This window comes from Pseudomonas syringae (assembly GCF_021605415.1).
GTDB classification, from domain to species: domain Bacteria; phylum Pseudomonadota; class Gammaproteobacteria; order Pseudomonadales; family Pseudomonadaceae; genus Aquipseudomonas; species Aquipseudomonas syringae_S.
Genome location: NZ_WKEQ01000006.1, coordinates 168,817 through 192,062 on the forward strand (window position 1 = coordinate 168,817; position 23,246 = coordinate 192,062).

Consider the following 23,246-nt stretch of genomic DNA (forward strand, 5'->3'; position numbering starts at 1 on the left):
GGACGCTCTGCGTCCGCTTTGGGACGCAGAGCGTCCCGGCTGCATTCCCACGCAGAGCGTGGGAACGAGCATCAGCTAAAGCAAATCAGTCGAGCAGCGAAATCGCCGTTGGCGCATCGTTGCCGACCAGTGCCAGGTCTTCAAACTCGTTGACCGCGTTGATTTCGGTGCCCATGGAGATGTTGGTCACACGCTCCAGAATGATTTCAACAATCACCGGCACCTTGAACTCTTCGATCATCTCTTCGGCCTTGCGCAGGGCAGGGGCGATTTCCGATGGCTCGAATACGCGCAGAGCCTTGCAACCCAGACCTTCAGCGACGGCGACATGATCGACGCCGTAACCGTTGAGCTCCGGCGCGTTCAGGTTATCGAAGGACAGCTGCACGCAGTAGTCCATCTCGAACCCGCGCTGTGCCTGACGGATCAGGCCCAGGTACGAGTTGTTCACCACGACGTGGATGTAAGGCAGTTTGAACTGAGCGCCGACCGCCAGTTCTTCGATCATGAACTGGAAATCATAGTCCCCCGACAGGGCCACGACTTTCCGGCTCGGATCGGCCTTCACCACGCCTAGCGCTGCCGGAATGGTCCAGCCCAGCGGGCCGGCCTGGCCACAGTTGATCCAGTGACGCGGCTTGTAGACGTGCAGGAACTGCGCGCCGGCAATCTGCGACAGACCAATGGTGCTGACGTAGCAGGTGTCTTTACCGAACACTTGGTTCATTTCTTCATAAACGCGCTGTGGCTTGACCGGCACGTTGTCGAAGTGGGTTTTGCGATGCAGGCTGGCTTTGCGCTGCTGGCAATCCTGCAGCCAGGCGCTACGGTTTTTCAGCTTGCCGGCGGCTTGCCATTCACGGGCCACTTCGATGAACACGGTCAGCGCGGCAGCGGCGTCGGAAACGATGCCCAGATCCGGCGTGAACACGCGGCCGATCTGGGTGCCTTCGATGTCGACGTGAATGAATTTGCGACCTTCGGTGTAGACATCAACCGAACCGGTGTGACGGTTGGCCCAGCGGTTACCGATACCCAACACGACGTCGGATTTCAGCATCGTGGCGTTGCCGTAACGGTGCGAGGTCTGCAGACCGACCATGCCGACCATCAACGGGTGATCGTCAGGGATGGTGCCCCAGCCCATCAGGGTCGGGATGACCGGGATGCCGGTCAGTTCAGCGAACTCGACCAGCAAGTCGCTGGCGTCGGCGTTGATGATGCCGCCGCCGGCCACCAGCAATGGGCGCTCGGCCTGATCCAGCAAGGCCAGAGCCTTCTCGACCTGAACGCGGGTCGCGGTCGGTTTGGCCAGTGGCAGCGGCTGGTAAGCGTCGATGTCGAATTCGATTTCGGCCATCTGCACGTCGAACGGCAGGTCGATCAGCACCGGACCTGGACGGCCGGAGCGCATTTCAAAGAATGCCTTCTGGAACGCGTAAGGCACTTGGCCCGGTTCAAGAACAGTGGTCGCCCACTTGGTGACTGGCTTGACGATGCTGGTGATATCGACAGCCTGGAAGTCTTCCTTGTGCATACGGGCGCGGGGTGCCTGGCCGGTGATGCAGAGGATTGGAATCGAGTCGGCCGAGGCGCTGTAGAGCCCGGTGACCATGTCGGTACCGGCAGGGCCGGAAGTCCCGATGCACACGCCGATGTTGCCGGCCTTGGTGCGGGTGTAGCCCTCGGCCATGTGCGAGGCGCCTTCAACGTGGCGAGCAAGGACGTGATCGATGCCACCGACTTTTTGCAAAGCCGAGTACAGCGGGTTGATGGCGGCGCCGGGAATGCCAAAAGCGGTATCAACCCCTTCGCGGCGCATCACCAGAACGGCGGCTTCGATTGCTCTCATTTTGCTCATGGTTTTGTGCCTCTTTACGTTTTGTAATTGTATACAAGTGGCTTTGCGCAGAGTGTATTCACGGCGGACGGCGCAGGTCAATCCATTTTCTCAAGCGCCTGTTTCATTCGTCGGAAGCCGTATGTGCTGTGGCTTTTCGTCGCATGTGGCGCTTTTCGATAATTATTGTATACAAAAAAACAGTCCATTGTGTTCTATTTGTTGCATCGGGCTGCGGCACAAACGCGCAGCCCAACCGCTTTCCAATAACAAAATGAGGACAGCACCATGAGCGCTTTAACCTTGAAAGTTGCAGTCAACCTGGTCAACGAAGCCATCCACGCCGGCCGCGTCATCTCCGCCGCTCCCCTGACCATCGCGGTACTCGACACCGGCGGCCACCTGATCGCCCTGCAGCGCGAAGACGGCGCCAGCCTTTTGCGCCCGCAAGTCGCCATCGGCAAAGCCTGGGGCGCCATCGCCCTGGGCAAAGGCTCACGCCTGCTCACCGACGACGCCCAAAAACGTCCCGCCTTCTACGCCGCGCTCAACAGCATGGGGCAGGGCAGCGTCGTCCCGGCACCGGGCGGTGTGTTGATTCGAAATCAGGCGGGTGAAGTGCTGGGGGCGATCGGGATTAGCGGGGATCTGTCGGATGTTGACGAGCAAGTGGCGATCAAAGCTGTGGAGGCGCTGGATTTGAAGGCGGATGCGGGGGTGACTGCCTGATTTGCGTTGACTGATCGACCGCTATCGCGAGCGGGTTTGTTCCTACACTGTTTCTGTGAACGGCACAGAACCAATGTGGGAGCGGGCTTGCTCGCGAAAGCAACCTTTCGGACACATCCCGCTAAAAGTCATTCACTCGACCTCCACTTTCCTGTTCTAGGCTCTCAAAGAGTTCATCAAGATATAGAGGCAAAGGAATGCCCAAACTTTCCGCATCACATCGCCTGCGAATCGGTCGCTATGCCGAACAAAATCGCATCTATTTACTGACTGCCAATACGCTCAAGCGCGAATCCGTTTTCAGGAGTCCAGATCTTGGGAGGCTGGTGGTTCGTCAATTCAGGCATGCGCAGGACGAAGGATTGGCTGAAACTCTGGCCTGGGTCGTGATGCCGGATCATTTCCACTGGTTGATCCAATTGCAGCGGGGGTCGCTGGGAGAACTTATGTGTCAGGCCAAGTCCTTGAGCACTCGGGCAGTCAACAAGGCGACTGAAAGGAGTGGCAGCCTCTGGCAGCAAGGCTTTCATGATCGGGCATTGCGGCGGGAAGAAGATTTGGTGAAGGTAGCGCGGTATGTCGTAGCTAATCCTTTGCGGGCTGGGTTGGTTGAAAAGCTAGGCAACTATCCGCTGTGGGATGCGATTTGGCTTTGAGCGGAAATTGAGTTGCCCCCTTCGCGAGCAAGCCCGCTCCCACATTAAATCTCTGTCGTTCACAAATCCAGTGTGGGAGCGGGCTTGCTCGCGAAGGATGGCACCGCGGTCTTACTGATCCGGCTCACACCCTTTGAGCACCAGCCGAATAATCGTCTGCGCCGCCGCTTCATAATCCGCCTCGTCCAGCTTCTCTTTGCCGGTCACCGCAGAGATCTGCCAGTCGAAGTCGGCGTAGGTCTGGGTCGCGGCCCAGATGCTGAACATCAGGTGGTTCGGGTCGATCGGGGCGATCTGGCCGCGGTCGATCCAAATCTGGATGCAGTCGATGTTGTGCTTGGCCTGGCCGTTGAGTTGCTCGACGAGGTCGGCGCTCAGGTGCGGGGCGCCGTGCATGATTTCGCTGGCGAACACCTTGGAGGCGAAGGGCAGGTCGCGGGAGATACGGATCTTCGAGCGGATATAGCCGCTGAGCACTTCGCTCGGCACGCCGTCCGGATTGAAGGGGGTCGAGGCCTGCAGTATCGGCTCGATGATGCTTTCCAGAACCTCGCGGTAGAGGTTTTCCTTGGACTTGAAATAGTAGTAGACGTTGGGCTTGGGCAATCCCGCCTTCGCGGCGATGTCGCTGGTTTTAGTCGCAGCGAAGCCTTTGTCGGCAAATTCTTCACTGGCTGCACGCAGGATCAGTTCTTTATTGCGCTCGCGGATTGTGCTCATAAACCCGGTGGTTCCTTGCCTGTTCTGGCGGTGGCGCATGGTAGCACCGGCGTTGCACAGCGCTCAAGAATGCCCCGTGTGGCCTGCGGTCGCGCTATGCTGCACGGCATCATTCACAAAAGGAAACATGATTCATGGCAGGAAGCAGTTTGCTGGTGCTGATCGACGACATTGCCACCGTTCTGGACGATGTGGCGTTGATGACCAAAATGGCCGCCAAGAAGACCGCCGGGGTACTGGGCGACGATCTGGCGCTCAATGCCCAGCAGGTCTCCGGCGTGCGTGCCGAGCGGGAAATCCCCGTGGTGTGGGCGGTGGCCAAGGGCTCCTTCGTCAATAAACTGATTCTGGTGCCGTCGGCCCTGGCGATCAGCGCATTCGTGCCGTGGCTGGTGACACCACTGTTGATGATCGGCGGTGCATACCTGTGTTTCGAAGGCTTCGAGAAACTCGCGCACAAATTTTTGCACAGCAAGGCTGAAGACGACGCCGATCATGCGCAATTGGTAGAAGCCGTGGCTGATCCGACCACCGATCTGGTGGCGTTTGAGAAGGACAAGATCAAAGGCGCGATCCGTACCGACTTTATCCTCTCTGCCGAAATCATCGCCATCACCCTTGGCACCGTGGCCGACGCGTCGCTGACTCAACAAGTGATTGTCATGTCGGGCATTGCCATCGTCATGACCGTTGGCGTTTATGGTCTGGTAGCGGGCATCGTCAAACTCGACGACCTCGGCTTATGGTTGACCCAAAAGCCCGGGCAAATGGCGAGGAGCATTGGCAACGGCATCTTGCGTGCCGCGCCGTACATGATGAAAAGCCTGTCGGTGATTGGCACGGCGGCGATGTTTTTGGTCGGTGGCGGGATCCTGACCCACGGCGTGCCAGTGGTGCATCACTGGATCGAAGGTGTCGGCGCTGCGGCAGGTGGGGCGGGGTTTGTGGTGCCGTTGTTGCTTAATGGCGTGGCGGGGATCGTGGCGGGTGCGGCAGTGTTGGCGGTTGTAGTTGGCGTCAGCAAAATCTGGCGCGCCCTCAGGGGATGAGCTCCATCCCCCTGTAGGAGCGAGCAGGCTCACTCCTACAGTTGATTTGTGTCGCTAAATGAAAAGGGCCATTCGACTTGCATCGAATGGCCCTTTTTTGTGCCTGCCGGATTTACTCGGCGATCTGCAACTTGCGCGATTCCGTGTACACGTAACGCACTTTTTCGTACTCGAACGGCGAGTTCAGCTGACCGTAGCGGAAGCTCGTCTGGTAGCGCTTGTCGACGCCACGCAGCACCCAGACTTCCGGATGGTTGGAGCTGACTTCCGAGACGTTGAGGAAGTTGATCGCCGATTCCGCTGTGTAATCCACGGCGAGGCCGGCGGTGTCACGCAGGTTCGACGGGCCGAAAATCGGCAACACGAAGTACGCGCCGCCCGGTACGCCATAGAAGCCCAACGTCTGGCCGAAGTCTTCGCTCTGGCGGGGCAGGCCCATGGCGGTAGCCGGATCCCACAGGCCGGCGATGCCAATAGTGGTGTTGAGCAGCAGACGCGCGGTGGTTTCCATCGAACGCTGGCCCTTGAACTGCAACAGGCTGTTGACCAGGTTCGGCACGTCGCCAAGGTTGTTGAAGAAGTTGCTCACGCCGGTGCGCAGGAAACTCGGCGTGATGTAGCGATAGCCATCGACGACCGGCAGGAACACCCACTGGTCGAAGCGATAGTTGAAGTGATAAACCCGGCGGTTCCACTCTTCCAGCGGGTCATAGACGTTCAACGCGCCGAGCGTCGAGCGCTCGAATTCGCGTTGATCCAGCCCCGGGTTGAATTTGAGTTTGGACAGCGGCTCCTTGAAGCCGTCACTGTCGATCACCACCGGTGCGTTGGCTTTGCTGTTGTCGGCCTGGGCCACGCCTGCACAGAGGAACGCTGCAATCAGCAGGAGATATTTAGCCACGGAAGAACTCCAGCATGGCGTCGCTGTTGACGCGGTAGTTAATGTTGCCGCAATGGCCGCCCAGTGGATAAACGGTCAGTCGATCACCGAAGGTCTTGCGCAGGAAGCCGAGGTCGCCAGGGCCGAGGATCACGTCGTCGGCGTTGTGCATGACAGCGATTTTCGGGCTGTCGTGCAGGTAATCCTTAAGCGCATAAAGGCTCACCTGGTCGATCAGTTGCAGCAGGCTGCCGCCGTCGGTGCGGGCACGCCACATCGGGATGACTTGTTCGGTCAGGTAGCAGTCGAAGTCGCATTGCAGCGCACGCTTGAGAAACGGCGTAAGGCTGGTGCCTTCGGTGATCGGGTATTTCGGTGGGATGATCAGGCCGCGACGGTTGATCAGGTCAGAGGTGAACGCGATGTCGGCCGCCGAGAATCGGAATGACGTGCCGATCAGCATTGCCATCTGCTCGTTGCTCAAGTGCTGCTTGGACTGCTGGAAGTCGTAGAGCAGGGCGTCGTTGAGATCGATGTAGCCTTTTTGCTGGAAGTAGCGGGTCAGTTTGCTCAGTACCAGTTCATAGAAGGTGGTGCTGTTGTTGATGCCCTTAACTTCGGTCTGCACCAGTTTGTCGAGGTTGGTGATCGACGTGTAGAGGTTGACCGGCGGGTTCAGCAGCAAGACTTTCTTGAAGTTGAAGCTGCGACGGGTCTCGTCCAGATGCGCGACGAAGGCGGCGTCCAGAGCACCGAGACTGTAACCGGTGAGGTAATACTCGGTGACCGGCAGTTTCGGATTTTGCGCGCGCACTGCCTGCATCACCCGGTACATGTCTTCGGCGTCTTCTTTGGTCACGCCTGGCGTTGCGAAGCGCGAAGCGGCGCTCATGAAGTCGAAGCTGGTGGGCGACGACAACTGCACGACGTGATAGCCAGCTTTGTAATAAAGCTTTTTCAGGTACTCGTTGAGCGTGCTGTCGTAGCGCGCGCCAGTGCCGGCGATCAGGAAGATCAGCGGTGCGGGCTTGTCCTGGGTGGCAATGCGGTAAGTAAGTTTTTTCACTGGCCAGAAGTTGTCCGGCAGGATGAATTCGCGCTCCGGACGCAGGGTGACGCTGCGGTCGGCCTGGTCGATGTCATCGTCCAGTGGCAATTCAGGGCGCAGATCCGGCGGAGTTGTGGCGATCGTCGCTTCGAACGGGTTGGTCAGGGGATAGCCATAACTGGCGGCGTCGATATCCACCGCCAGTGCGGACGCACTCAGAATAAGGCCGCCAAACAGGGCGGCAAAGCGCAAGGAACGGAGCATGACTAGATCCCTTAGAGGAAGGTGCCGAATGAAGTTCGCAGGCTATGACCACCGGACTTGCGCCAAAGTGCCATGACTCGGCACCAAACAGGCGGAAATCGGGGTAATAGTAGCTGGACGATACACTTTGCACCGATCAAGTGGCGAGTTAAGTGTTGTTAGTGCTTGCGTATGAATGGCGGCAGATTAAGCTGGCCGCCGATTTCCGTCGATTGGAGCGTTCCATGTCCCGCCGCTTGCCCCTGATTTTGTTGCTCGTTCTGTTGCCGTTATGGTTGCTCGCCAGTTACGGCGCGCGTTATGGCTTCATGGAGGACGGGCAGTGGGTCGGCATCTGCGTCGACGAGGCCAGCCGCTGGGAATGCCAGGTGCGCTCGAACCTTGGACTGATGATTCATTTCAAGGTATTGGGTTGGGCGGCGTTGGCGGCGGCAGTGACCGGATTCATCGCGCCGGGACGGGCAGGGTGGTGGCTGGCGGTGTTGGCGCTGGTGTTCGGCTTGCCGGCGCTGGCGTTGTACAACACGACGTTGGCGGTGTTTGCGGTGGTGATTGCCGGATTGCGGTTGGTCAGGGCGCCCCGTAGCGTCTGAGGGTCAGTCATCGCTGGCAAGCCAGCTCCCACATGGATTATCGTTTTTCACATATTTTGTGTTCAACGAAATACCTGTGGGAGCTGGCTTGCCAGCGATGAGGCCAATGCCAGCAATGAAGCTTAGGCGTTGCGAACCCGGAGGCAGCGCCACAACGCGATAACCATCAACACACTGACCAGCGCCCAGCCCCAGGCCTGTTCATTGTGCAGCCCTTCACGAAACAACTGCGGCGCAATCCCCACGCCAACAATAAAGGTCAGCAGGGCGATTTCGCGCCGAGGCACGCTGACCGGGCGGCACAGGTAAACCAGCGCTGGCAGCACAAACGCCATGCTCGGAAAGCTGCGATAGCGCGGATCGAACACCAGTTCCAGCATCATCACCGCCCCGGCGAAACCTGCCGCCAGCACCAGCCATCCGGCCCGGCGTTCCAGCAAGTTGAAGGCACGTTCACGCCAACCTTCGCGGGTACTCAGCGCCAGTGCGGCATGCATCAGCACCAACAAATTCAAAAGAGTCAGCAAGCCAACCCATAACCATTCGCTGGCGAATCGCGTGGTGACCAGCGCCAAATCGCCCCAAGCGCCAATCGAGCAAGCCGCCAAGGCGCCCAGCAGCGGAAGAATCAGTGCTGAACGGGTCGTGCGAATCCGACCGCCCAGCAACAGCGTGCCGAGGAAAATCAAACCGCCCACAGCCAGCCACTCTTTCCAGAACGGCACGTTCGTTACCGGCCCGGCGAGTACGCCCTTGTCCTGGCGATCGGCATCGAACAGCCCCCAATACCCGCCGACAGCGCCTTCACTGGCACGTTTCCACGGTTGGTCGAACGCTTCGATCAGGTTGTAGCGCCAGCCCTCATGCTCGGCCATTGCCACGAATCCGCGGATGAACTTGGCTTCGTTGACCCGGCTCGGCAACGCGGTTTCGCGCTGACGGCCTTCGCTCGGCCAGCCGGTTTCACCGATCATCACGTCCTTGGGGGCGAACTTGTTGCCGAACACTTGACGCACTTGGGCGACATGCTGCAACGCCGCATCGATGTTCGACGGGTCGTCTTCCCAGTACGGCAGCAAGTGGATGGTCAGGAAATCCACAACAGGGGCGACTTCCGGATGCTGGAGCCAGAACTCCCAGACATCGGCATAGGTCACCGGTTGCTTGACCTGACTTTTGACCTTGTTGATCAGTTTGGCCAGGTGCGCGCCAGTCACTTCCTTGCGCAGCAATGCTTCGTTGCCGACGATCACTGCACTCACCACATCCGGGTTGGCGTTGGCCGAGGCGATCAGCAGGTTGACTTCCTTCCCGGTGTCCACCGGGTTGCTGTTGACCCAGGCACCGATCATTAATTTCAGACCGTGTTTGCGCGCCAGATCCGGTAGCGCTTCGAGGCCGGTCATTGAGTAGGTGCGGATGCATTCGAAGCGGGTCGCCAGTAAAGCGAGGTCGGCGTCCATGCGCTCGGGGCGCAGCTTGAACGGCACGTCGAACGGCGACTGGTCTTTATCGAACGGCGTGTAAGAGGCGCATTGCAGCTTGTGCGTGGGGCTCGCCACGTCCGGCAGGATCACCGGTTTGCCAAGGCCGTACCAGAAACCGCCGAGGGCGAACAATCCGAGCAGGCTGGCAAACAGATAGGGCAAAAAAGCAAAGCGTGGGGTCGCGGACATGGTCAGGCCAAGTGGCAGCAAAGCGCCGCATGTTACCTGCATTTGTGCCGGGCTTGGTGTGCTGCATCACGTTGACATGCAAAGTTCGGGCGGATTGCACCACGGTGTGCTTGTCAGTGTGATTAATGGCTTTCTGATGTCGTTTCTCGTTGCCTTGAGGTCGCTGGCAGAGCAGGTCGCCTTGAGCGTCGGGTTGATGATCAAAGTCGTCAGTACCCTTGTTCATAAATCATGCTGATGTTCGAACGAGTCTGCGGTCAGGCGTGATGGGGGCGCTGTGCACCATAACAATACGTTGACGTCGTCCGGCACCCGTCGGGCGCAGCATTTCGGGGAAGTAACGATGAAGATGCGACGACTTTTAGGCGCAGGTGCCGCTCTGGTACTTGCGATGGGCTCCACGCTGGCCAGTGCAGAAACCAAAACCCTGAACATCGGTTACGTTGACGGCTGGTCCGACAGCGTTGCGACCACCCACGTGGCCGCCGAAGTGATCAAACAGAAACTCGGCTATGACGTGAAACTGCAAGCCGTCGCCACCGGAATCATGTGGCAGGGCGTTGCCACCGGCAAACTCGATGCCATGCTGTCGGCCTGGCTGCCGGTCACCCACGGTGACTACTGGACGAAGAACAAGGATCAAGTCGTCGATTACGGCCCGAACTTCAAGGACGCAAAAATCGGCCTGATTGTGCCGGAGTACGTCAAAGCCAAATCCATCGAAGACCTGAAAACCGACGACACCTTCAGGAACCGCATCGTCGGCATCGATGCCGGTTCAGGCGTAATGCTCAAGACCGACCAGGCCATCAAGGACTACGGTCTGGACAAATACTCCCTCAAAGCCAGTTCCGGCGCCGGCATGATCGCCGAGCTGACCCGTGCCGAGAAGAAAAACGAATCCATTGCCGTCACCGGTTGGGTGCCGCACTGGATGTTCGCCAAGTGGAAACTGCGCTTCCTCGACGATCCAAAAGGCGTGTACGGCGCGTCTGAAACCGTGAACAGCATCGGCAGCAAGGAGCTTGAAGCCAAGGCGCCGGAAGTGGCCAAGTTCCTGAAAAACTTCCAGTGGGCGTCGAAAGACGAAATCGGCGAAGTCATGCTGGCGATTCAGGACGGCGCCAAGCCTGACGCAGCGGCCAAGGCCTGGGTTGCCAAACACCCGGATCGCGTAGCTGACTGGACTAAATAACCCGCACATCGCAGGCTTTCTGTAGGAGTGAGCCTGCTCGCGATAGCGACCGGTCAGTTAACGTCAATGTTGACTGAAACGACGCTATCGCGAGCAGGCTCACTCCTACATTTATTTATTGCATGCTGAAAATTGGCGCAAACATCATGACGTTCTAATACTAAGGTCGTCTGGAACCTGTTCCGCAGCCGCATACAGTGGATACGTTCCAACAATAATCTGTGCTGCGAGGATAAAAACAATGAACGACAGCATTTACCTCTCGATACAAAACAGCCCGCGCTTCAAGGAGCTGGTGAGTAAAAGGGAAAGATTCGCCTGGATTCTCTCGGCGATCATGCTTGGGTTGTACTCCGCATTCATCCTTCTTATTGCTTACGGGCCGCAGGTGCTGGGGGCGAAAATCAGTCCCGAGTCCTCGATTACCTGGGGCATCCCGATCGGTGTCGGGCTGATTGTTTCAGCCTTTATCCTGACCGGCATTTATGTGCGCCGTGCCAATGGCGAGTTTGACGACCTGAACAATGCGATTCTCAAGGAGGCTCAGCAATGATCCGGCGTCTACTGGCTTTTTTGAGCATTTCGGCGTTCGCGCCGGCCGTCTGGGCGGCTGAAGCCCTGACCGGCGAAGTCCAGAAACAACCGCTCAACGTTTCCGCGATCGTGATGTTCGTGGCCTTCGTCGGTGCGACCCTGTGCATCACCTACTGGGCCTCCAAACGCAACAAGTCGGCTGCCGACTACTATGCGGCGGGCGGCAAGATCACCGGTTTCCAGAACGGTCTGGCGATTGCCGGTGATTACATGTCGGCGGCCTCCTTCCTGGGTATTTCCGCGCTGGTGTTCACCTCCGGCTACGACGGCCTGATCTATTCGATCGGCTTCCTGGTGGGCTGGCCGATCATTCTGTTCCTGATCGCCGAGCGTCTTCGCAATCTGGGCAAATACACTTTTGCCGACGTAGCGTCCTACCGCTTGGGCCAGACCCAGATCCGCTCGCTGTCCGCCTGCGGCTCGCTGGTGGTGGTGGCGTTCTACCTGATCGCGCAAATGGTCGGTGCCGGCAAGCTGATCCAGTTGCTGTTTGGCCTCGATTACCACGTTGCGGTGATTCTGGTTGGTATCCTGATGTGCATGTACGTGCTGTTCGGCGGCATGCTCGCGACCACTTGGGTGCAAATCATCAAGGCAGTGCTGCTGCTGTCCGGTGCCTCGTTCATGGCGCTGATGGTGATGAAGCACGTCAACTTCGACTTCAACGTGCTGTTTTCCGAAGCCATCAAGGTTCACCCGAAAGGCGAGGCGATCATGAGCCCCGGCGGTCTGGTGAAAGATCCGATCTCGGCGTTCTCGCTCGGTCTGGCGTTGATGTTCGGTACTGCGGGTCTGCCGCACATTTTGATGCGCTTCTTCACCGTGAGTGACGCAAAAGAAGCGCGCAAGAGCGTGCTGTATGCGACAGGTTTCATCGGCTACTTCTACATCCTGACGTTCATCATCGGCTTCGGCGCGATTCTGTTGGTCAGCACTAACCCTGCGTTCAAAGATGCAGCGGGCGCGTTGCTCGGCGGCAACAACATGGCGGCGGTGCATCTGGCCGACGCAGTGGGTGGCAGTATTTTCCTCGGCTTCATCTCGGCCGTGGCGTTCGCGACCATTCTGGCGGTTGTGGCGGGTCTGACCCTGGCCGGTGCTTCGGCGGTGTCTCACGACCTGTATGCCAGTGTGATCAAGAAGGGCAAGGCCAACGAGAAGGATGAAATCCGCGTTTCGAAGATCACCACCGTCGCGCTGGGCGTACTGGCCATCGGCCTGGGCATCCTGTTCGAAAGCCAGAACATCGCGTTCATGGTCGGCCTGGCGTTCTCCATCGCGGCGAGCTGTAACTTCCCGGTGCTGCTGCTTTCGATGTACTGGAAGAAGCTGACCACCCGTGGCGCGATGATTGGCGGCTGGCTGGGTCTGGTGAGTGCTGTAGGCCTGATGATCCTTGGCCCGACCATCTGGGTGCAGATTCTGCATCACGAGAAGGCGATCTTCCCTTACGAATACCCGGCGCTGTTTTCTATGATCATTGCCTTCGCCGGGATCTGGTTCTTCTCGATCACTGACAAGTCGGCGGCGGCAGAGAACGAGCGTGCACTGTTCTTCCCGCAGTTTGTGCGTTCGCAGACTGGGTTGGGGGCGAGTGGAGCCGTTTCGCATTGATGGTTTGATGGTTTGATGGGTTTGTAATGTTGTGCTGGATGCCCCGGTTGAGAGATCGGGGCATTTTTATTGGGCGTTTATTGGCTAGAGCTGTGTACATATCCGTTGCTGCGGTAATGGCTGCTTAGGGTTCCGCCCTTACGGCGGGTCACTTTTTCCAGACGCCGAAAAAGTAACCAAAAAGGCTTGCTCCTACGTGCGGCCCGCTCGCCGGGGCTCGGGGTTCCTTCGCTGCGGGATCGATCCGGGCGCAGCGCCTACGGTTTGCTTCGCTGCACCTCCTCTCGCTGTGTTTGGCTGCGCCAAACGGTCGCTGCGCTCCCACGCCCGGATCAATCCCTCCACTCAGCCTTCCGACGTCGCCTTACAGATCAAAAGCCGCAGCCGAGCTAACGCTCATCCTGTTGAGTGGTGAGGAGCAACAGCGTATTCGGCTTTGGATTGGTGTTGGATTCACCCCTCACCCCAGCCCTCTCCCGAGGGAGAGGGGGCCAATTTGTGGGATTTTCAGAATATAAGTTCGACGCGGTATCGCACGTCGGCGTAGCTCTCCCAAACACCTCAATCAGTCACCTCTCCCTCCGGTAGTGGAAGGAAATGGGGCTGATTTGGGTGCTTTTCAAAGCCTGAGTCCACCGCGGTATCGCACGTCGGCGAAGCTTTCCCAAACACCTCGATCAATTCCCTCTCCCTCCGGGAGAGGGCTAGGGTGAGGGGCTCTTGATCTGGCTTTTGATCTTGATCTGGCTTCGGCTTTTGATTTTTTGCCCCATCGGCAGGCCGAGCGGAGGTGTTCATCCGGGGGTTAGGCGCGCAGCGCCGTTCGACGAAGTCGAACACATCGAGAGGAGGTGCAGCGAAGCAAACCGTAGGCGATGCCCCCGGATGGACACCGTAGCGAGGGAACACTGAGCCTCAGCGAAGTGCCGTACGCCAGGGGCAAAGCCTCTTGGTTCCTTTTTGGCGTTTGAAAAAGGGACTCGCTGTAAGAGCGAAACCGCCAGCGGCACCACCCGCAGCAACGGATATGCCCCCAATCCCCAATCCCCAAATCCCAGACAAACAAAAACGGCCCCTATATAAATAGAGGCCGTTCCCGATACAACTTAAGACGTTATCGCAAGACAAATCTTATTTGCGGTCTTCCAGCTTGGAGATGTCACGCGACTCGTAGCCGGTGTACAGCTGGCGCGGACGGCCGATCTTGTACGGGCTGGAGAGCATTTCTTTCCAGTGGGAGATCCAGCCGACGGTACGTGCCAGCGCGAAGATCACGGTGAACATGCTGGTCGGAATGCCGATCGCCTTGAGGATGATCCCCGAGTAGAAGTCGACGTTCGGGTACAGCGAGCGTTCGATGAAGTACGGGTCGGTCAGGGCGATCTCTTCCAGGCGCATGGCCAGTTCGAGTTGCGGATCGTTGTTGATGCCCAGTTCTTTCAGCACTTCGTCGCAGGTCTGCTTCATCACAGTGGCGCGTGGGTCGCGGTTTTTGTAAACGCGGTGACCGAAGCCCATCAGTTTGAACGGATCGTTTTTGTCCTTGGCCTTGGCGATGAATTTGTCGATGTTCGAGACATCGCCGATTTCATCGAGCATGGTCAGGACGGCTTCGTTCGCACCACCGTGGGCAGGGCCCCAGAGGGCGGCGATGCCGGCGGCGATACAGGCAAACGGGTTGGCACCCGACGAACCTGCCAGACGCACGGTGGATGTCGATGCGTTCTGCTCGTGGTCGGCGTGGAGGATGAAAATCCGATCCATTGCCTTGGCGAGCACCGGGCTGATCGGTTTGATCTCGCACGGCGTGTTGAACATCATGTGCAGGAAGTTTTCCGCGTACGTCAGGTCGTTGCGCGGGTACATCATGGGTTGGCCCATGGAGTACTTGTAAACCATCGCTGCCAGGGTCGGCATCTTGGCAACCAGGCGGATCGCGGAAATTTCGCGATGCTGCGGGTTATTGATGTCGAGGGAGTCGTGGTAGAAGGCCGAGAGGGCACCGACTACGCCGCACATGACGGCCATCGGGTGAGCGTCGCGACGGAAGCCGTTGAAGAAGGTCTTCAACTGCTCGTGAACCATGGTGTGGTTCTTCACGGTGCTGACGAACTGGGCCTTCTGCTCTGCGGTCGGCAGTTCGCCGTTCAGCAGGAGGTAGCAGGTTTCCAGGTAGTCCGACTTTTCAGCCAGTTGTTCGATCGGGTAGCCGCGGTGCAACAGAATGCCGTTGTCGCCGTCGATATAGGTGATCTTCGACTCGCAGGACGCAGTCGACATGAAGCCAGGGTCGAAAGTGAAGCGGCCCGTGGCCGTCAGGCCCCGAACATCGATTACATCGGGACCAACGGTGCCGGTTAAAATGGGCAGCTCGACGGGGGCTGCGCCCTCGATGATCAACTGCGCTTTTTTGTCAGCCATGTGGCCTCCTATTTATGCTTGAACCATCAGACAGACCCCCCACGCAGGGCCCGCACCACTATAGTGAGATAAATTCGAATGTCAATTTGCCTAAAGTCTTGCTCCAGAAGGCTTTAACCGTACTTTTTCCTCGAAATTGACTGCCATTTACGCCTTTTATGCGCGTTGCGCAATCCGCTATTGGGGGTAGGTGAACGCGTTGTCATTAGTAGCCTAACTGTCTATACTCGGCCACCGACCGCCAAGGGCTTTTGGGCTTGCTTTCATTGGGGGTCGCATCCCTGGGTGGTGGTTACCTGACCAGTGCACTCCCCAACAACTTTGCCCTGATTGTTAGGGGCTCTTCAGTGTGAAAAAAAAGCCGTGAAAAGCCAACGACCTGTAAACCTAGACCTAAGGACCATCAAACTCCCAGTCACTGCTTACACGTCCATTCTTCACCGTATCTCCGGTGTCATCCTCTTCGTGTGCCTTGCCATCATGCTTTATGCATTGGACAAGTCGCTGAGCTCCGAGGAAGGCTTCGGTCAGGTGAAGGCGAGTGTAACCAGTCCGCTAGCCAAGCTAGTGATTTGGGGCATCCTGTCCGCTCTGCTGTATCACCTGGTTGCCGGTGTGCGCCACTTGATCATGGACATGGGCATCGGTGAGACGCTGGAAGGCGGCAAGCTGGGCTCGAAAATCGTTATCGCCGTTTCCGTGGTGGTAATCGTTCTGGCAGGAGTCTGGATATGGTAACTAACGTCACGAACCTTTCGCGTTCGGGCCTCTATGACTGGATGGCGCAACGTGTGTCTGCGGTCGTTCTCGCGGCTTACTTCATTTTTCTGATCGGATACATCGTTGCCAACCCTGGCATCGATTACGCCCAGTGGCATGAACTGTTCGCCCACAACGGAATGCGTATTTTCAGCCTTTTGGCCCTTGTTGCTCTCGGCGCTCACGCCTGGGTCGGCATGTGGACCATCGCGACCGACTACTTGACGCCAATGGCGTTCGGCAAGTCCGCGACGGCTATACGTTTCCTTTTCCAGGCAGTATGCGGCGTTGCGATGTTCGCTTACTTCGTCTGGGGTGTGCAGATTCTCTGGGGTATCTGAGTCATGGCTAACATTCCAACGATTTCTTTCGACGCCATCATTATTGGTGGTGGCGGTGCCGGCATGCGCGCTGCGCTGCAACTGGCACAGGGCGGTCACAAGACTGCCGTGATCACCAAGGTCTTCCCGACCCGTTCGCACACTGTATCCGCCCAGGGCGGCATTACTTGCGCCATTGCGTCTGCCGACCCGAACGATGACTGGCGCTGGCACATGTACGATACCGTCAAGGGTTCCGACTACATCGGTGACCAGGACGCTATCGAATACATGTGTCAGGAAGGTCCGGCCGCCGTTTACGAGCTGGACCACATGGGTATGCCGTTCTCGCGTACCGAGCAGGGCCGTATCTACCAGCGTCCATTCGGCGGTCAGTCGAAGGATTACGGCAAGGGCGGTCAGGCTGCACGTACTTGCGCGGCATCCGACCGTACCGGTCACGCGCTGCTGCACACCCTTTATCAGGGCAACCTGAAAGCCGGTACCGTGTTCCTGAACGAGTACTACGCTGTCGATCTGGTGAAGAACCAGGAAGGCGCGTTCGTCGGTGTGATCGCAATCTGCATCGAAACCGGCGAAACCACCTACATTCGCGCCAAAGCCACCGTGTTGGCTACTGGCGGTGCAGGTCGTATCTACGCGTCCACCACCAATGCCCTGATCAACACTGGTGACGGCGTCGGCATGGCTTTGCGTGCCGGCGTACCGGTACAAGACATTGAAATGTGGCAGTTCCACCCGACCGGCATCGCCGGCGCCGGTGTACTGGTGACAGAAGGTTGCCGTGGTGAAGGTGGTTACCTGATCAACAAGCACGGCGAGCGTTTCATGGAGCGTTATGCTCCGAACGCCAAAGACCTTGCCGGTCGTGACGTGGTAGCCCGTTCGATGGTTAAAGAAATCATCGCCGGCAACGGTTGCGGCCCGAATGGCGACCACGTCATGCTCAAACTCGACCACTTGGGCGAGGAAGTGCTGCACAGCCGTCTGCCAGGCATCTGCGAACTGTCGAAGACATTTGCACACGTTGACCCTGTGGTTGCTCCGGTTCCGGTCGTTCCGACTTGCCACTATATGATGGGCGGCGTTGCCACCAACATTCATGGCCAGGCAATGACCCAGGACGCCGAAGGCAAGGACGAGATCATCCCTGGTCTGTTCGCCGTTGGTGAAGTGGCTTGCGTGTCGGTTCACGGTGCAAACCGTCTGGGTGGCAACTCGCTGCTCGACCTGGTGGTATTCGGTCGCGCTGCCGGCCTGCACCTCGAAAAAGCACTGACTGACGGCATCGAATACGATGACGCTACAGAAGCTGACATTGAAGCTGCGTTGTCGCGTTTGAACGCACTGAACAGCCGTACCGACGGCGAAGACGTAGCAACACTGCGTCGCGAGCTGCAAAGCTGCATGCAGAACTACTTCGGCGTATTCCGTACCGGCGAATACATGCAGAAGGGCATCGCCCAACTGGCCGAGCTGCGTACCCGTATCGCCAACGTGAAGATCAACGATAAGTCGCAGGCGTTCAACACTGCACGTATCGAAGCGCTGGAACTGCAAAACCTGCTGGAAGTGGCCGAAGCGACTGCTATCGCCGCCGAAGTGCGTAAAGAGTCCCGTGGTGCTCACGCCCGCGAAGACTTCGAAGATCGCGACGACGAAAACTGGCTGTGCCACACCCTGTACTTCCCGGGTGACAAGCGCGTGACCAAGCGTGCCGTTAACTTCTCGCCGAAAACTGTTCCGACTTTTGAACCTAAGATTCGGACTTATTAAGGGTGGCCGCCATGTTGCAAGTCAGCGTTTATCGTTACAACCCTGATCAGGACGCCGCGCCGTTCATGCAGGAATTCCAGGTCGATACCGGTGGTAAAGACCTGATGGTGCTGGACGTGCTGGCCCTGATCAAAGAGCAGGACGAAGGTTTTTCCTATCGTCGCTCTTGCCGTGAAGGCGTTTGCGGCTCGGACGGCATGAACATCAACGGCAAAAATGGCCTGGCGTGCATCACGCCGCTGTCCGCTGTCGTGAAAGGTAACAAGCTGATTGTTCGTCCGCTGCCAGGTTTGCCCGTTATCCGTGACCTGGTCGTCGATATGAGCATCTTCTACAAGCAATACGAGAAGGTTAAGCCATTCCTGCAGAACGACACGCCGGCTCCTGCCATCGAGCGTCTGCAGTCCCCTGAAGAGCGTGAAAAGCTCGACGGTCTGTACGAGTGTATCCTGTGCGCTTGCTGCTCGACCTCTTGCCCGTCCTTCTGGTGGAACCCGGACAAGTTCCTGGGCCCGGCCGCTCTGCTGCAAGCGTATCGCTTCCTGGCAGACAGCCGAGACACCAAGACGTCCGAGCGTCTGGCTTCACTGGATGACCCGTTCAGCGTATTCCGCTGCCGGGGCATCATGAACTGCGTCAACGTATGTCCGAAAGGCCTGAACCCGACTAAGGCCATCGGTCACATCCGTAACATGTTGCTCTCAAGCGGCGTGTGATTCAGCCGATGTACCCGTAGAACCGCTGTACCGTAGAGGCTGTGGCGCGGGCTTCAACCCGCGTCATGGCTATAGCCAGAGCAGCAGCCCATAAGGCTGCGGTTCTTATTTTGAAGAAATGAGACAAGCAGGGGCATCCGGGCTGGTACCCGGACTATCAGCGTTTTCCTAGGTGGCTTGTTTTAGTCGCTGCATTCGGACTTCTGCAAGTTTGCTCGGTATCGACGCCGATGGTGTTCCCCTAACCGAGGGTGACCAAGCATGCAAGAAAGCGTGATGCAGCGCATGTGGAACAGCGCCTACCTTTCAGGTGGAAACGCTGCCTATGTGGAAGAGCTTTATGAGCTCTACCTGCACGACCCTAACGCTGTGCCAGAAGAGTGGCGCACCTACTTTCAGAAGCTGCCTGCCGACGGCAGCTCTGCCACTGATGTTTCGCACTCCACAATTCGCGATCATTTCGTGCTGCTGGCAAAGAACCAGCGCCGCGCTCAACCGGTTTCCGCCGGGAGCGTGAGCAGTGCGCACGAGAAGAAGCAAGTTGAAGTGCTGCGATTGATCCAGGCCTACCGTATGCGTGGCCACCAGGCAGCCCAGCTTGACCCGCTGGGGCTGTGGCAGCGTCCTGCACCTGCAGACCTGTCGATCAATCATTACGGCTTGACCAATGCCGATCTTGATACGACCTTCCGTGCCGGCGACCTGTTCATCGGCAAAGAGGAAGCGAGCCTACGCGAAATTCACGAAGCGTTGCAGCAGACATATTGCCGCACCATCGGCGCTGAATTTACGCACATCACCGATTCCGAGCAGCGCCAGTGGTTCCAGCAGCGTCTGGAAAGCGTGCGCGGCCGTCCGATATTCTCCGCTGACATCAAGAGCCATCTGCTCGAACGCGTCACTGCGGGTGAAGGCCTGGAGAAATACCTGGGTACCAAATACCCGGGTACCAAGCGTTTCGGTCTGGAAGGTGGTGAAAGCCTGATTCCGATGCTCGACGAGCTGATCCAGCGTTCCGGTTCCTACGGCACCAAGGAAGTCGTCATCGGTATGGCCCACCGTGGTCGCCTCAACGTACTGGTCAACACCTTCGGCAAGAACCCTCGCGAGCTGTTCGACGAGTTCGAAGGCAAGAAGAAGGTCGAGCTGGGTTCCGGTGACGTTAAGTACCACCAGGGCTTCTCGTCCAACGTGATGACTACCGGCGGTGAAGTTCACCTGGCCATGGCGTTCAACCCGTCCCACCTGGAAATCGTTTCCCCGGTGGTCGAGGGTTCGGTTCGCGCCCGCCAGGATCGTCGCAACGATTCTACCGGTGAGAAGGTTCTGCCGATCTCCATCCACGGTGATGCTGCTTTCGCTGGTCAGGGTGTGGTTCTGGAAACCTTCCAGATGTCGCAAACCCGCGGTTTCAAGACCGGCGGCACTGTGCACATCGTGATCAACAACCAGGTCGGTTTCACCATCAGCAATCCGCTGGACGCGCGTTCCACCGAGTACGCCACCGACGTCGCGAAAATGATTCAGGCGCCGATCCTCCATGTGAATGGTGATGATCCGGAAGCCGTTTTGTTTGTGACCCAGATGGCCATCGACTATCGCATGCAGTTCAAGCGTGACGTGGTGATCGATCTGGTCTGCTACCGTCGTCGCGGCCACAACGAGGCCGACGAGCCGAGCGGTACCCAGCCTCTGATGTATCAGCAGATAACCAAACAGCGCACCACCCGTGAGCTGTACGCTGATCGTCTGACTCAGGACGGTACCCTCGACGCCGAGCGTGTTCAGGCCAAGGTCGATGAATACCGCAATGCGCTGGACAACGGTCTGCACGTCGTAAAAAGCCTGGTCAAAGAGCCGAACAAAGAGTTGTTCGTGGACTGGCGTCCGTATCTGGGCCACGCCTGGACTGCGCGTCACGACACGCGTTTCGATCTGAAAACCTTGCAGGAACTGTCCGCCAAGCTGCTGGAAATTCCGGAAGGCTTCGTGGTTCAGCGCCAGGTCGCAAAAATCTACGAAGACCGTCAGAAGATGCAAGCCGGCGGCCTGCCGATCAACTGGGGTTACGCCGAAACCATGGCGTACGCGACCCTGGCGTTCGAAGGTCACCCGATCCGCATGACGGGTCAGGACATCGGTCGCGGTACGTTCTCGCACCGTCACGCTGTTCTGCACAACCAGAAAGATGCCGGCACTTACATCCCGCTGCAGAACCTGTACGACGGTCAGCCACGTTTTGACCTGTACGACTCGTTCCTGTCGGAAGAGGCGGTACTGGCATTCGAGTACGGTTATTCGACCACCACGCCAAACGCGCTGGTGATCTGGGAAGCCCAGTTCGGCGACTTCGCCAACGGTGCCCAGGTTGTGATCGACCAGTTCATCACCAGCGGCGAGCACAAGTGGGGCCGTCTTTGTGGTCTGACCATGTTGCTGCCACACGGTTATGAAGGTCAGGGCCCGGAGCACTCTTCCGCGCGTCTTGAGCGTTACCTGCAACTGTGCGCCGAGCACAACATCCAGGTAGCCGTACCGACCACGCCTGCTCAGATCTACCATCTGCTGCGCCGTCAGGTCATCCGTCCGCTGCGCAAGCCGCTGGTGGTACTGACGCCGAAGTCGCTGTTGCGCCACAAACTGGCCGTCTCGACGCTGGAAGATCTGGCCGAAGGTTCGTTCCAGACCGTGATCCCGGAAATCGATACTCTGGATCCGAAAAAGGTCGAGCGCATCATTCTGTGCAGCGGCAAGGTCTACTACGACCTGCTGGAAAAACGCCGTGCCGAAGGCCGTGACGATATCGCCATCGTGCGTATCGAGCAGTTGTATCCGTTCCCTGAGGACGACTTGAACGAAGTCCTTGCGCCGTACACCAACCTCAAACATATCGTTTGGTGTCAGGAAGAGCCGATGAACCAGGGTGCCTGGTACTGCAGCCAACATCACATGCGCCGCATCGTTGGCCATCACAACAAGTCTCTCGTACTCGAGTACGCGGGCCGTGATGCCTCTGCTGCACCTGCATGCGGTTACGCATCGATGCACGCCGAGCAGCAGGAAAAACTGCTGCAAGACGCGTTTACCGTTTAAGCCTTCGCACCTGAAACCGAATTTAAGGACACACAGATAATGGCTATCGAAATCAAAGCCCCGTCATTCCCGGAATCGGTTGCCGATGGCACCGTTGCTACCTGGCACAAGAAACCGGGCGAAGCCGTCAAGCGTGACGACCTGATCGTCGACATCGAAACTGACAAGGTTGTTCTGGAAGTACTGGCCGAAGCCGACGGCGTCCTGGGCGCAATCGTTGCCAACGAAGGCGACACCGTTCTGTCCAACCAGGTTCTGGGCTCGATCGAAGCGGGCGGCGCTGCTGCCGCTGCTCCGGCTGCCGCTGCTGCTCCGGCCGCTACCGCCGCTGCTGCTCCTGCCGCCGAAGGCGAAGATGACCCGATCGCTGCACCGGCTGCTCGCAAGCTGGCTGAAGAAAACGGCATCAACCTGGCTTCCGTCAAAGGCACCGGCAAAGACGGCCGTGTGACCAAGGAAGACGTGGTTGCCGCTGTTGAAGCGAAGAAATCCGCTCCGGCTGCCGCGCCTGCCAAGGCTGCTGCTCCGGCTGCCGCTGCGCCTGTGTTCGCCGCCGGCGACCGCATCGAGAAGCGCGTACCGATGACCCGCGTGCGTGCCACCGTGGCCAAGCGTCTGGTTGAAGCTCAGTCGAACATGGCGATGCTGACCACGTTCAACGAAGTCGACATGACCGAAGTCATGGCCTTGCGTTCGAAGTACAAGGATCTGTTCGAGAAGTCCCACAACGGCGTACGCCTGGGCTTCATGTCGTTCTTCGTGAAAGCGGCCACCGAAGCGCTGAAACGCTTCCCGGCTGTCAACGCTTCGATCGACGGTGCAGACATCGTTTATCACGGCTATGCCGACGTTGGTGTTGCTGTTTCCAGCGACCGTGGCCTGGTGGTTCCGGTTCTGCGTAACGCCGAACTGATGAGCCTGGCTGAAATCGAAGGCGGCATCGCCACCTTCGGCAAGAAAGCCCGTGACGGCAAACTGTCGATCGACGAAATGACCGGCGGTACTTTCACCATCACCAACGGTGGTACCTTCGGTTCGATGATGTCGACCCCGATCGTCAACCCGCCGCAAGCGGCTATCCTGGGCATGCACAACATTCTGCAGCGTCCTATGGCGATCAACGGTCAGGTCGTTATCCGTCCGATGATGTACCTGGCTCTGTCCTACGATCACCGTCTGATCGATGGCAAAGAAGCTGTGACCTTCCTGGTGACCATCAAGAACCTGCTGGAAGATCCGGCTCGTCTGTTGCTGGATATCTAAAAAACAGCGGCAAGCTGCA

The 23,246-nt window shown here is 58.1% G+C and carries 19 protein-coding genes; 13 read left to right on the plus strand and 6 right to left on the minus strand.

From position 1 onward, the window contains the following. Positions 1–85: 85 nt before the first annotated feature. Positions 86–1,861, minus strand: a complete 1,776-nt coding sequence (gene gcl, locus GIW69_RS06415) for a glyoxylate carboligase (RefSeq protein WP_236481292.1) — start codon at positions 1,859–1,861, stop codon at positions 86–88. Positions 1,862–2,128: 267 nt separating this feature from the next. Between gcl and GIW69_RS06420 the strand changes: the two genes are divergently transcribed. Further along, positions 2,129–2,569 (plus strand): GlcG/HbpS family heme-binding protein, encoded by a 441-nt coding sequence (locus GIW69_RS06420; RefSeq protein ID WP_236481293.1) that lies wholly within the window; start codon positions 2,129–2,131, stop codon positions 2,567–2,569. Between the two features lie 197 nt (positions 2,570–2,766). Further along, on the plus strand, positions 2,767–3,225 hold the full coding sequence (locus tag GIW69_RS06425) for an REP-associated tyrosine transposase (RefSeq protein ID WP_236481294.1): 459 nt from the start codon (positions 2,767–2,769) through the stop codon (positions 3,223–3,225). A 111-nt stretch (positions 3,226–3,336) separates the two neighbouring features. Here the strand turns inward: GIW69_RS06425 and GIW69_RS06430 are convergent, their stop codons facing one another. Continuing rightward, entirely contained in the window at positions 3,337–3,945 is a 609-nt protein-coding gene (locus tag GIW69_RS06430) for a TetR/AcrR family transcriptional regulator (RefSeq protein WP_236481295.1), read from the minus strand. Between the two features lie 134 nt (positions 3,946–4,079). Between GIW69_RS06430 and GIW69_RS06435 the strand changes: the two genes are divergently transcribed. Further along, the gene (locus tag GIW69_RS06435) at positions 4,080–4,994 is read left to right on the plus strand and encodes a DUF808 domain-containing protein (protein ID WP_236481296.1); all 915 of its coding nucleotides are present in this window, start codon (positions 4,080–4,082) and stop codon (positions 4,992–4,994) included. A 112-nt stretch (positions 4,995–5,106) separates the two neighbouring features. On the opposite strand, the gene GIW69_RS06440 is transcribed toward GIW69_RS06435, so the two are convergent. Then, positions 5,107–5,895 (minus strand): MlaA family lipoprotein, encoded by a 789-nt coding sequence (locus tag GIW69_RS06440; protein ID WP_236481297.1) that lies wholly within the window; start codon positions 5,893–5,895, stop codon positions 5,107–5,109. Then, positions 5,888–7,186, minus strand: coding sequence for a serine/threonine protein kinase (locus tag GIW69_RS06445; protein ID WP_236481298.1), 1,299 nt, complete (start codon positions 7,184–7,186; stop codon positions 5,888–5,890). Before GIW69_RS06445 ends, GIW69_RS06440 begins: the two co-directional genes overlap by 8 nt. Positions 7,187–7,410: 224 nt before the next feature. Here GIW69_RS06445 and GIW69_RS06450 point away from each other — a divergent pair, with 224 nt between their 5' ends. Further along, positions 7,411–7,779 carry a hypothetical protein gene (locus GIW69_RS06450; protein ID WP_236481299.1) on the plus strand — a complete coding sequence of 123 codons (369 nt, stop codon included), beginning with the start codon at positions 7,411–7,413 and terminating at the stop codon, positions 7,777–7,779. A gap of 122 nt (positions 7,780–7,901) precedes the next feature. On the opposite strand, the gene GIW69_RS06455 is transcribed toward GIW69_RS06450, so the two are convergent. Further along, positions 7,902–9,497 (minus strand): glycoside hydrolase family 17 protein, encoded by a 1,596-nt coding sequence (locus GIW69_RS06455; protein ID WP_236481300.1) that lies wholly within the window; start codon positions 9,495–9,497, stop codon positions 7,902–7,904. 301 nt (positions 9,498–9,798) lie between these two features. Here GIW69_RS06455 and GIW69_RS06460 point away from each other — a divergent pair, with 301 nt between their 5' ends. The 3 genes from GIW69_RS06460 (at position 9,799) to GIW69_RS06470 (ending at position 12,858) form a co-directional block, all read left to right on the plus strand. Continuing rightward, positions 9,799–10,650, plus strand: coding sequence for a glycine betaine ABC transporter substrate-binding protein (locus GIW69_RS06460; protein WP_236481301.1), 852 nt, complete (start codon positions 9,799–9,801; stop codon positions 10,648–10,650). A 241-nt stretch (positions 10,651–10,891) separates the two neighbouring features. Further along, positions 10,892–11,203 (plus strand): DUF485 domain-containing protein, encoded by a 312-nt coding sequence (locus GIW69_RS06465; RefSeq protein ID WP_236481302.1) that lies wholly within the window; start codon positions 10,892–10,894, stop codon positions 11,201–11,203. Beyond that, positions 11,200–12,858, plus strand: a complete 1,659-nt coding sequence (locus tag GIW69_RS06470) for a cation acetate symporter (RefSeq protein WP_236481303.1) — start codon at positions 11,200–11,202, stop codon at positions 12,856–12,858. Before GIW69_RS06465 ends, GIW69_RS06470 begins: the two co-directional genes overlap by 4 nt. Positions 12,859–13,989: 1,131 nt before the next feature. Here the strand turns inward: GIW69_RS06470 and gltA are convergent. Then, positions 13,990–15,279 (minus strand): citrate synthase, encoded by a 1,290-nt coding sequence (gene gltA / locus GIW69_RS06475; RefSeq protein ID WP_007919904.1) that lies wholly within the window; start codon positions 15,277–15,279, stop codon positions 13,990–13,992. 363 nt (positions 15,280–15,642) lie between these two features. On the opposite strand from gltA, the gene sdhC reads away from it, so the two are divergent. The 6 genes from sdhC (at position 15,643) to odhB (ending at position 23,227) form a co-directional block, all read left to right on the plus strand. After that, positions 15,643–16,017: a succinate dehydrogenase, cytochrome b556 subunit gene (gene sdhC / locus GIW69_RS06480; RefSeq protein ID WP_236481304.1), complete on the plus strand. Its 375-nt coding sequence runs from the start codon at positions 15,643–15,645 to the stop codon at positions 16,015–16,017. Next, positions 16,011–16,379: a succinate dehydrogenase, hydrophobic membrane anchor protein gene (sdhD, locus tag GIW69_RS06485; RefSeq protein ID WP_236481305.1), complete on the plus strand. Its 369-nt coding sequence runs from the start codon at positions 16,011–16,013 to the stop codon at positions 16,377–16,379. The genes sdhC and sdhD overlap by 7 nt, the downstream gene beginning before the upstream one ends. A 3-nt stretch (positions 16,380–16,382) precedes the next feature. Then, positions 16,383–18,155: a succinate dehydrogenase flavoprotein subunit gene (sdhA, locus tag GIW69_RS06490; RefSeq protein WP_236481306.1), complete on the plus strand. Its 1,773-nt coding sequence runs from the start codon at positions 16,383–16,385 to the stop codon at positions 18,153–18,155. A gap of 11 nt (positions 18,156–18,166) precedes the next feature. Then, a complete protein-coding gene (locus tag GIW69_RS06495) occupies positions 18,167–18,871 on the plus strand; it encodes a succinate dehydrogenase iron-sulfur subunit (RefSeq protein ID WP_007959035.1) in 705 nt (234 codons plus the stop codon). A 261-nt stretch (positions 18,872–19,132) separates the two neighbouring features. Beyond that, positions 19,133–21,964: a 2-oxoglutarate dehydrogenase E1 component gene (locus GIW69_RS06500; protein WP_236481307.1), complete on the plus strand. Its 2,832-nt coding sequence runs from the start codon at positions 19,133–19,135 to the stop codon at positions 21,962–21,964. 39 nt (positions 21,965–22,003) lie between these two features. Then, positions 22,004–23,227 carry a 2-oxoglutarate dehydrogenase complex dihydrolipoyllysine-residue succinyltransferase gene (odhB, locus tag GIW69_RS06505; protein ID WP_236481308.1) on the plus strand — a complete coding sequence of 408 codons (1,224 nt, stop codon included), beginning with the start codon at positions 22,004–22,006 and terminating at the stop codon, positions 23,225–23,227. Positions 23,228–23,246 lie beyond the last annotated feature (19 nt).

Coding starts and splice junctions, on each gene's coding strand:
- gcl (WP_236481292.1), bottom strand. CDS start 1,861: ATGAGCAAAATGAGAGCAATCGAAGCCGCCGTTCTGGTGATGCGCCGC.
- GIW69_RS06420 (WP_236481293.1), top strand. CDS start 2,129: ATGAGCGCTTTAACCTTGAAAGTTGCAGTCAACCTGGTCAACGAAGCC.
- GIW69_RS06425 (WP_236481294.1), top strand. CDS start 2,767: ATGCCCAAACTTTCCGCATCACATCGCCTGCGAATCGGTCGCTATGCC.
- GIW69_RS06430 (WP_236481295.1), bottom strand. CDS start 3,945: ATGAGCACAATCCGCGAGCGCAATAAAGAACTGATCCTGCGTGCAGCC.
- GIW69_RS06435 (WP_236481296.1), top strand. CDS start 4,080: ATGGCAGGAAGCAGTTTGCTGGTGCTGATCGACGACATTGCCACCGTT.
- GIW69_RS06445 (WP_236481298.1), bottom strand. CDS start 7,186: ATGCTCCGTTCCTTGCGCTTTGCCGCCCTGTTTGGCGGCCTTATTCTG.
- GIW69_RS06450 (WP_236481299.1), top strand. CDS start 7,411: ATGTCCCGCCGCTTGCCCCTGATTTTGTTGCTCGTTCTGTTGCCGTTA.
- GIW69_RS06455 (WP_236481300.1), bottom strand. CDS start 9,497: ATGCAGGTAACATGCGGCGCTTTGCTGCCACTTGGCCTGACCATGTCC.
- GIW69_RS06460 (WP_236481301.1), top strand. CDS start 9,799: ATGAAGATGCGACGACTTTTAGGCGCAGGTGCCGCTCTGGTACTTGCG.
- GIW69_RS06465 (WP_236481302.1), top strand. CDS start 10,892: ATGAACGACAGCATTTACCTCTCGATACAAAACAGCCCGCGCTTCAAG.
- GIW69_RS06470 (WP_236481303.1), top strand. CDS start 11,200: ATGATCCGGCGTCTACTGGCTTTTTTGAGCATTTCGGCGTTCGCGCCG.
- gltA (WP_007919904.1), bottom strand. CDS start 15,279: ATGGCTGACAAAAAAGCGCAGTTGATCATCGAGGGCGCAGCCCCCGTC.
- sdhD (WP_236481305.1), top strand. CDS start 16,011: ATGGTAACTAACGTCACGAACCTTTCGCGTTCGGGCCTCTATGACTGG.
- sdhA (WP_236481306.1), top strand. CDS start 16,383: ATGGCTAACATTCCAACGATTTCTTTCGACGCCATCATTATTGGTGGT.
- GIW69_RS06495 (WP_007959035.1), top strand. CDS start 18,167: ATGTTGCAAGTCAGCGTTTATCGTTACAACCCTGATCAGGACGCCGCG.
- GIW69_RS06500 (WP_236481307.1), top strand. CDS start 19,133: ATGCAAGAAAGCGTGATGCAGCGCATGTGGAACAGCGCCTACCTTTCA.
- odhB (WP_236481308.1), top strand. CDS start 22,004: ATGGCTATCGAAATCAAAGCCCCGTCATTCCCGGAATCGGTTGCCGAT.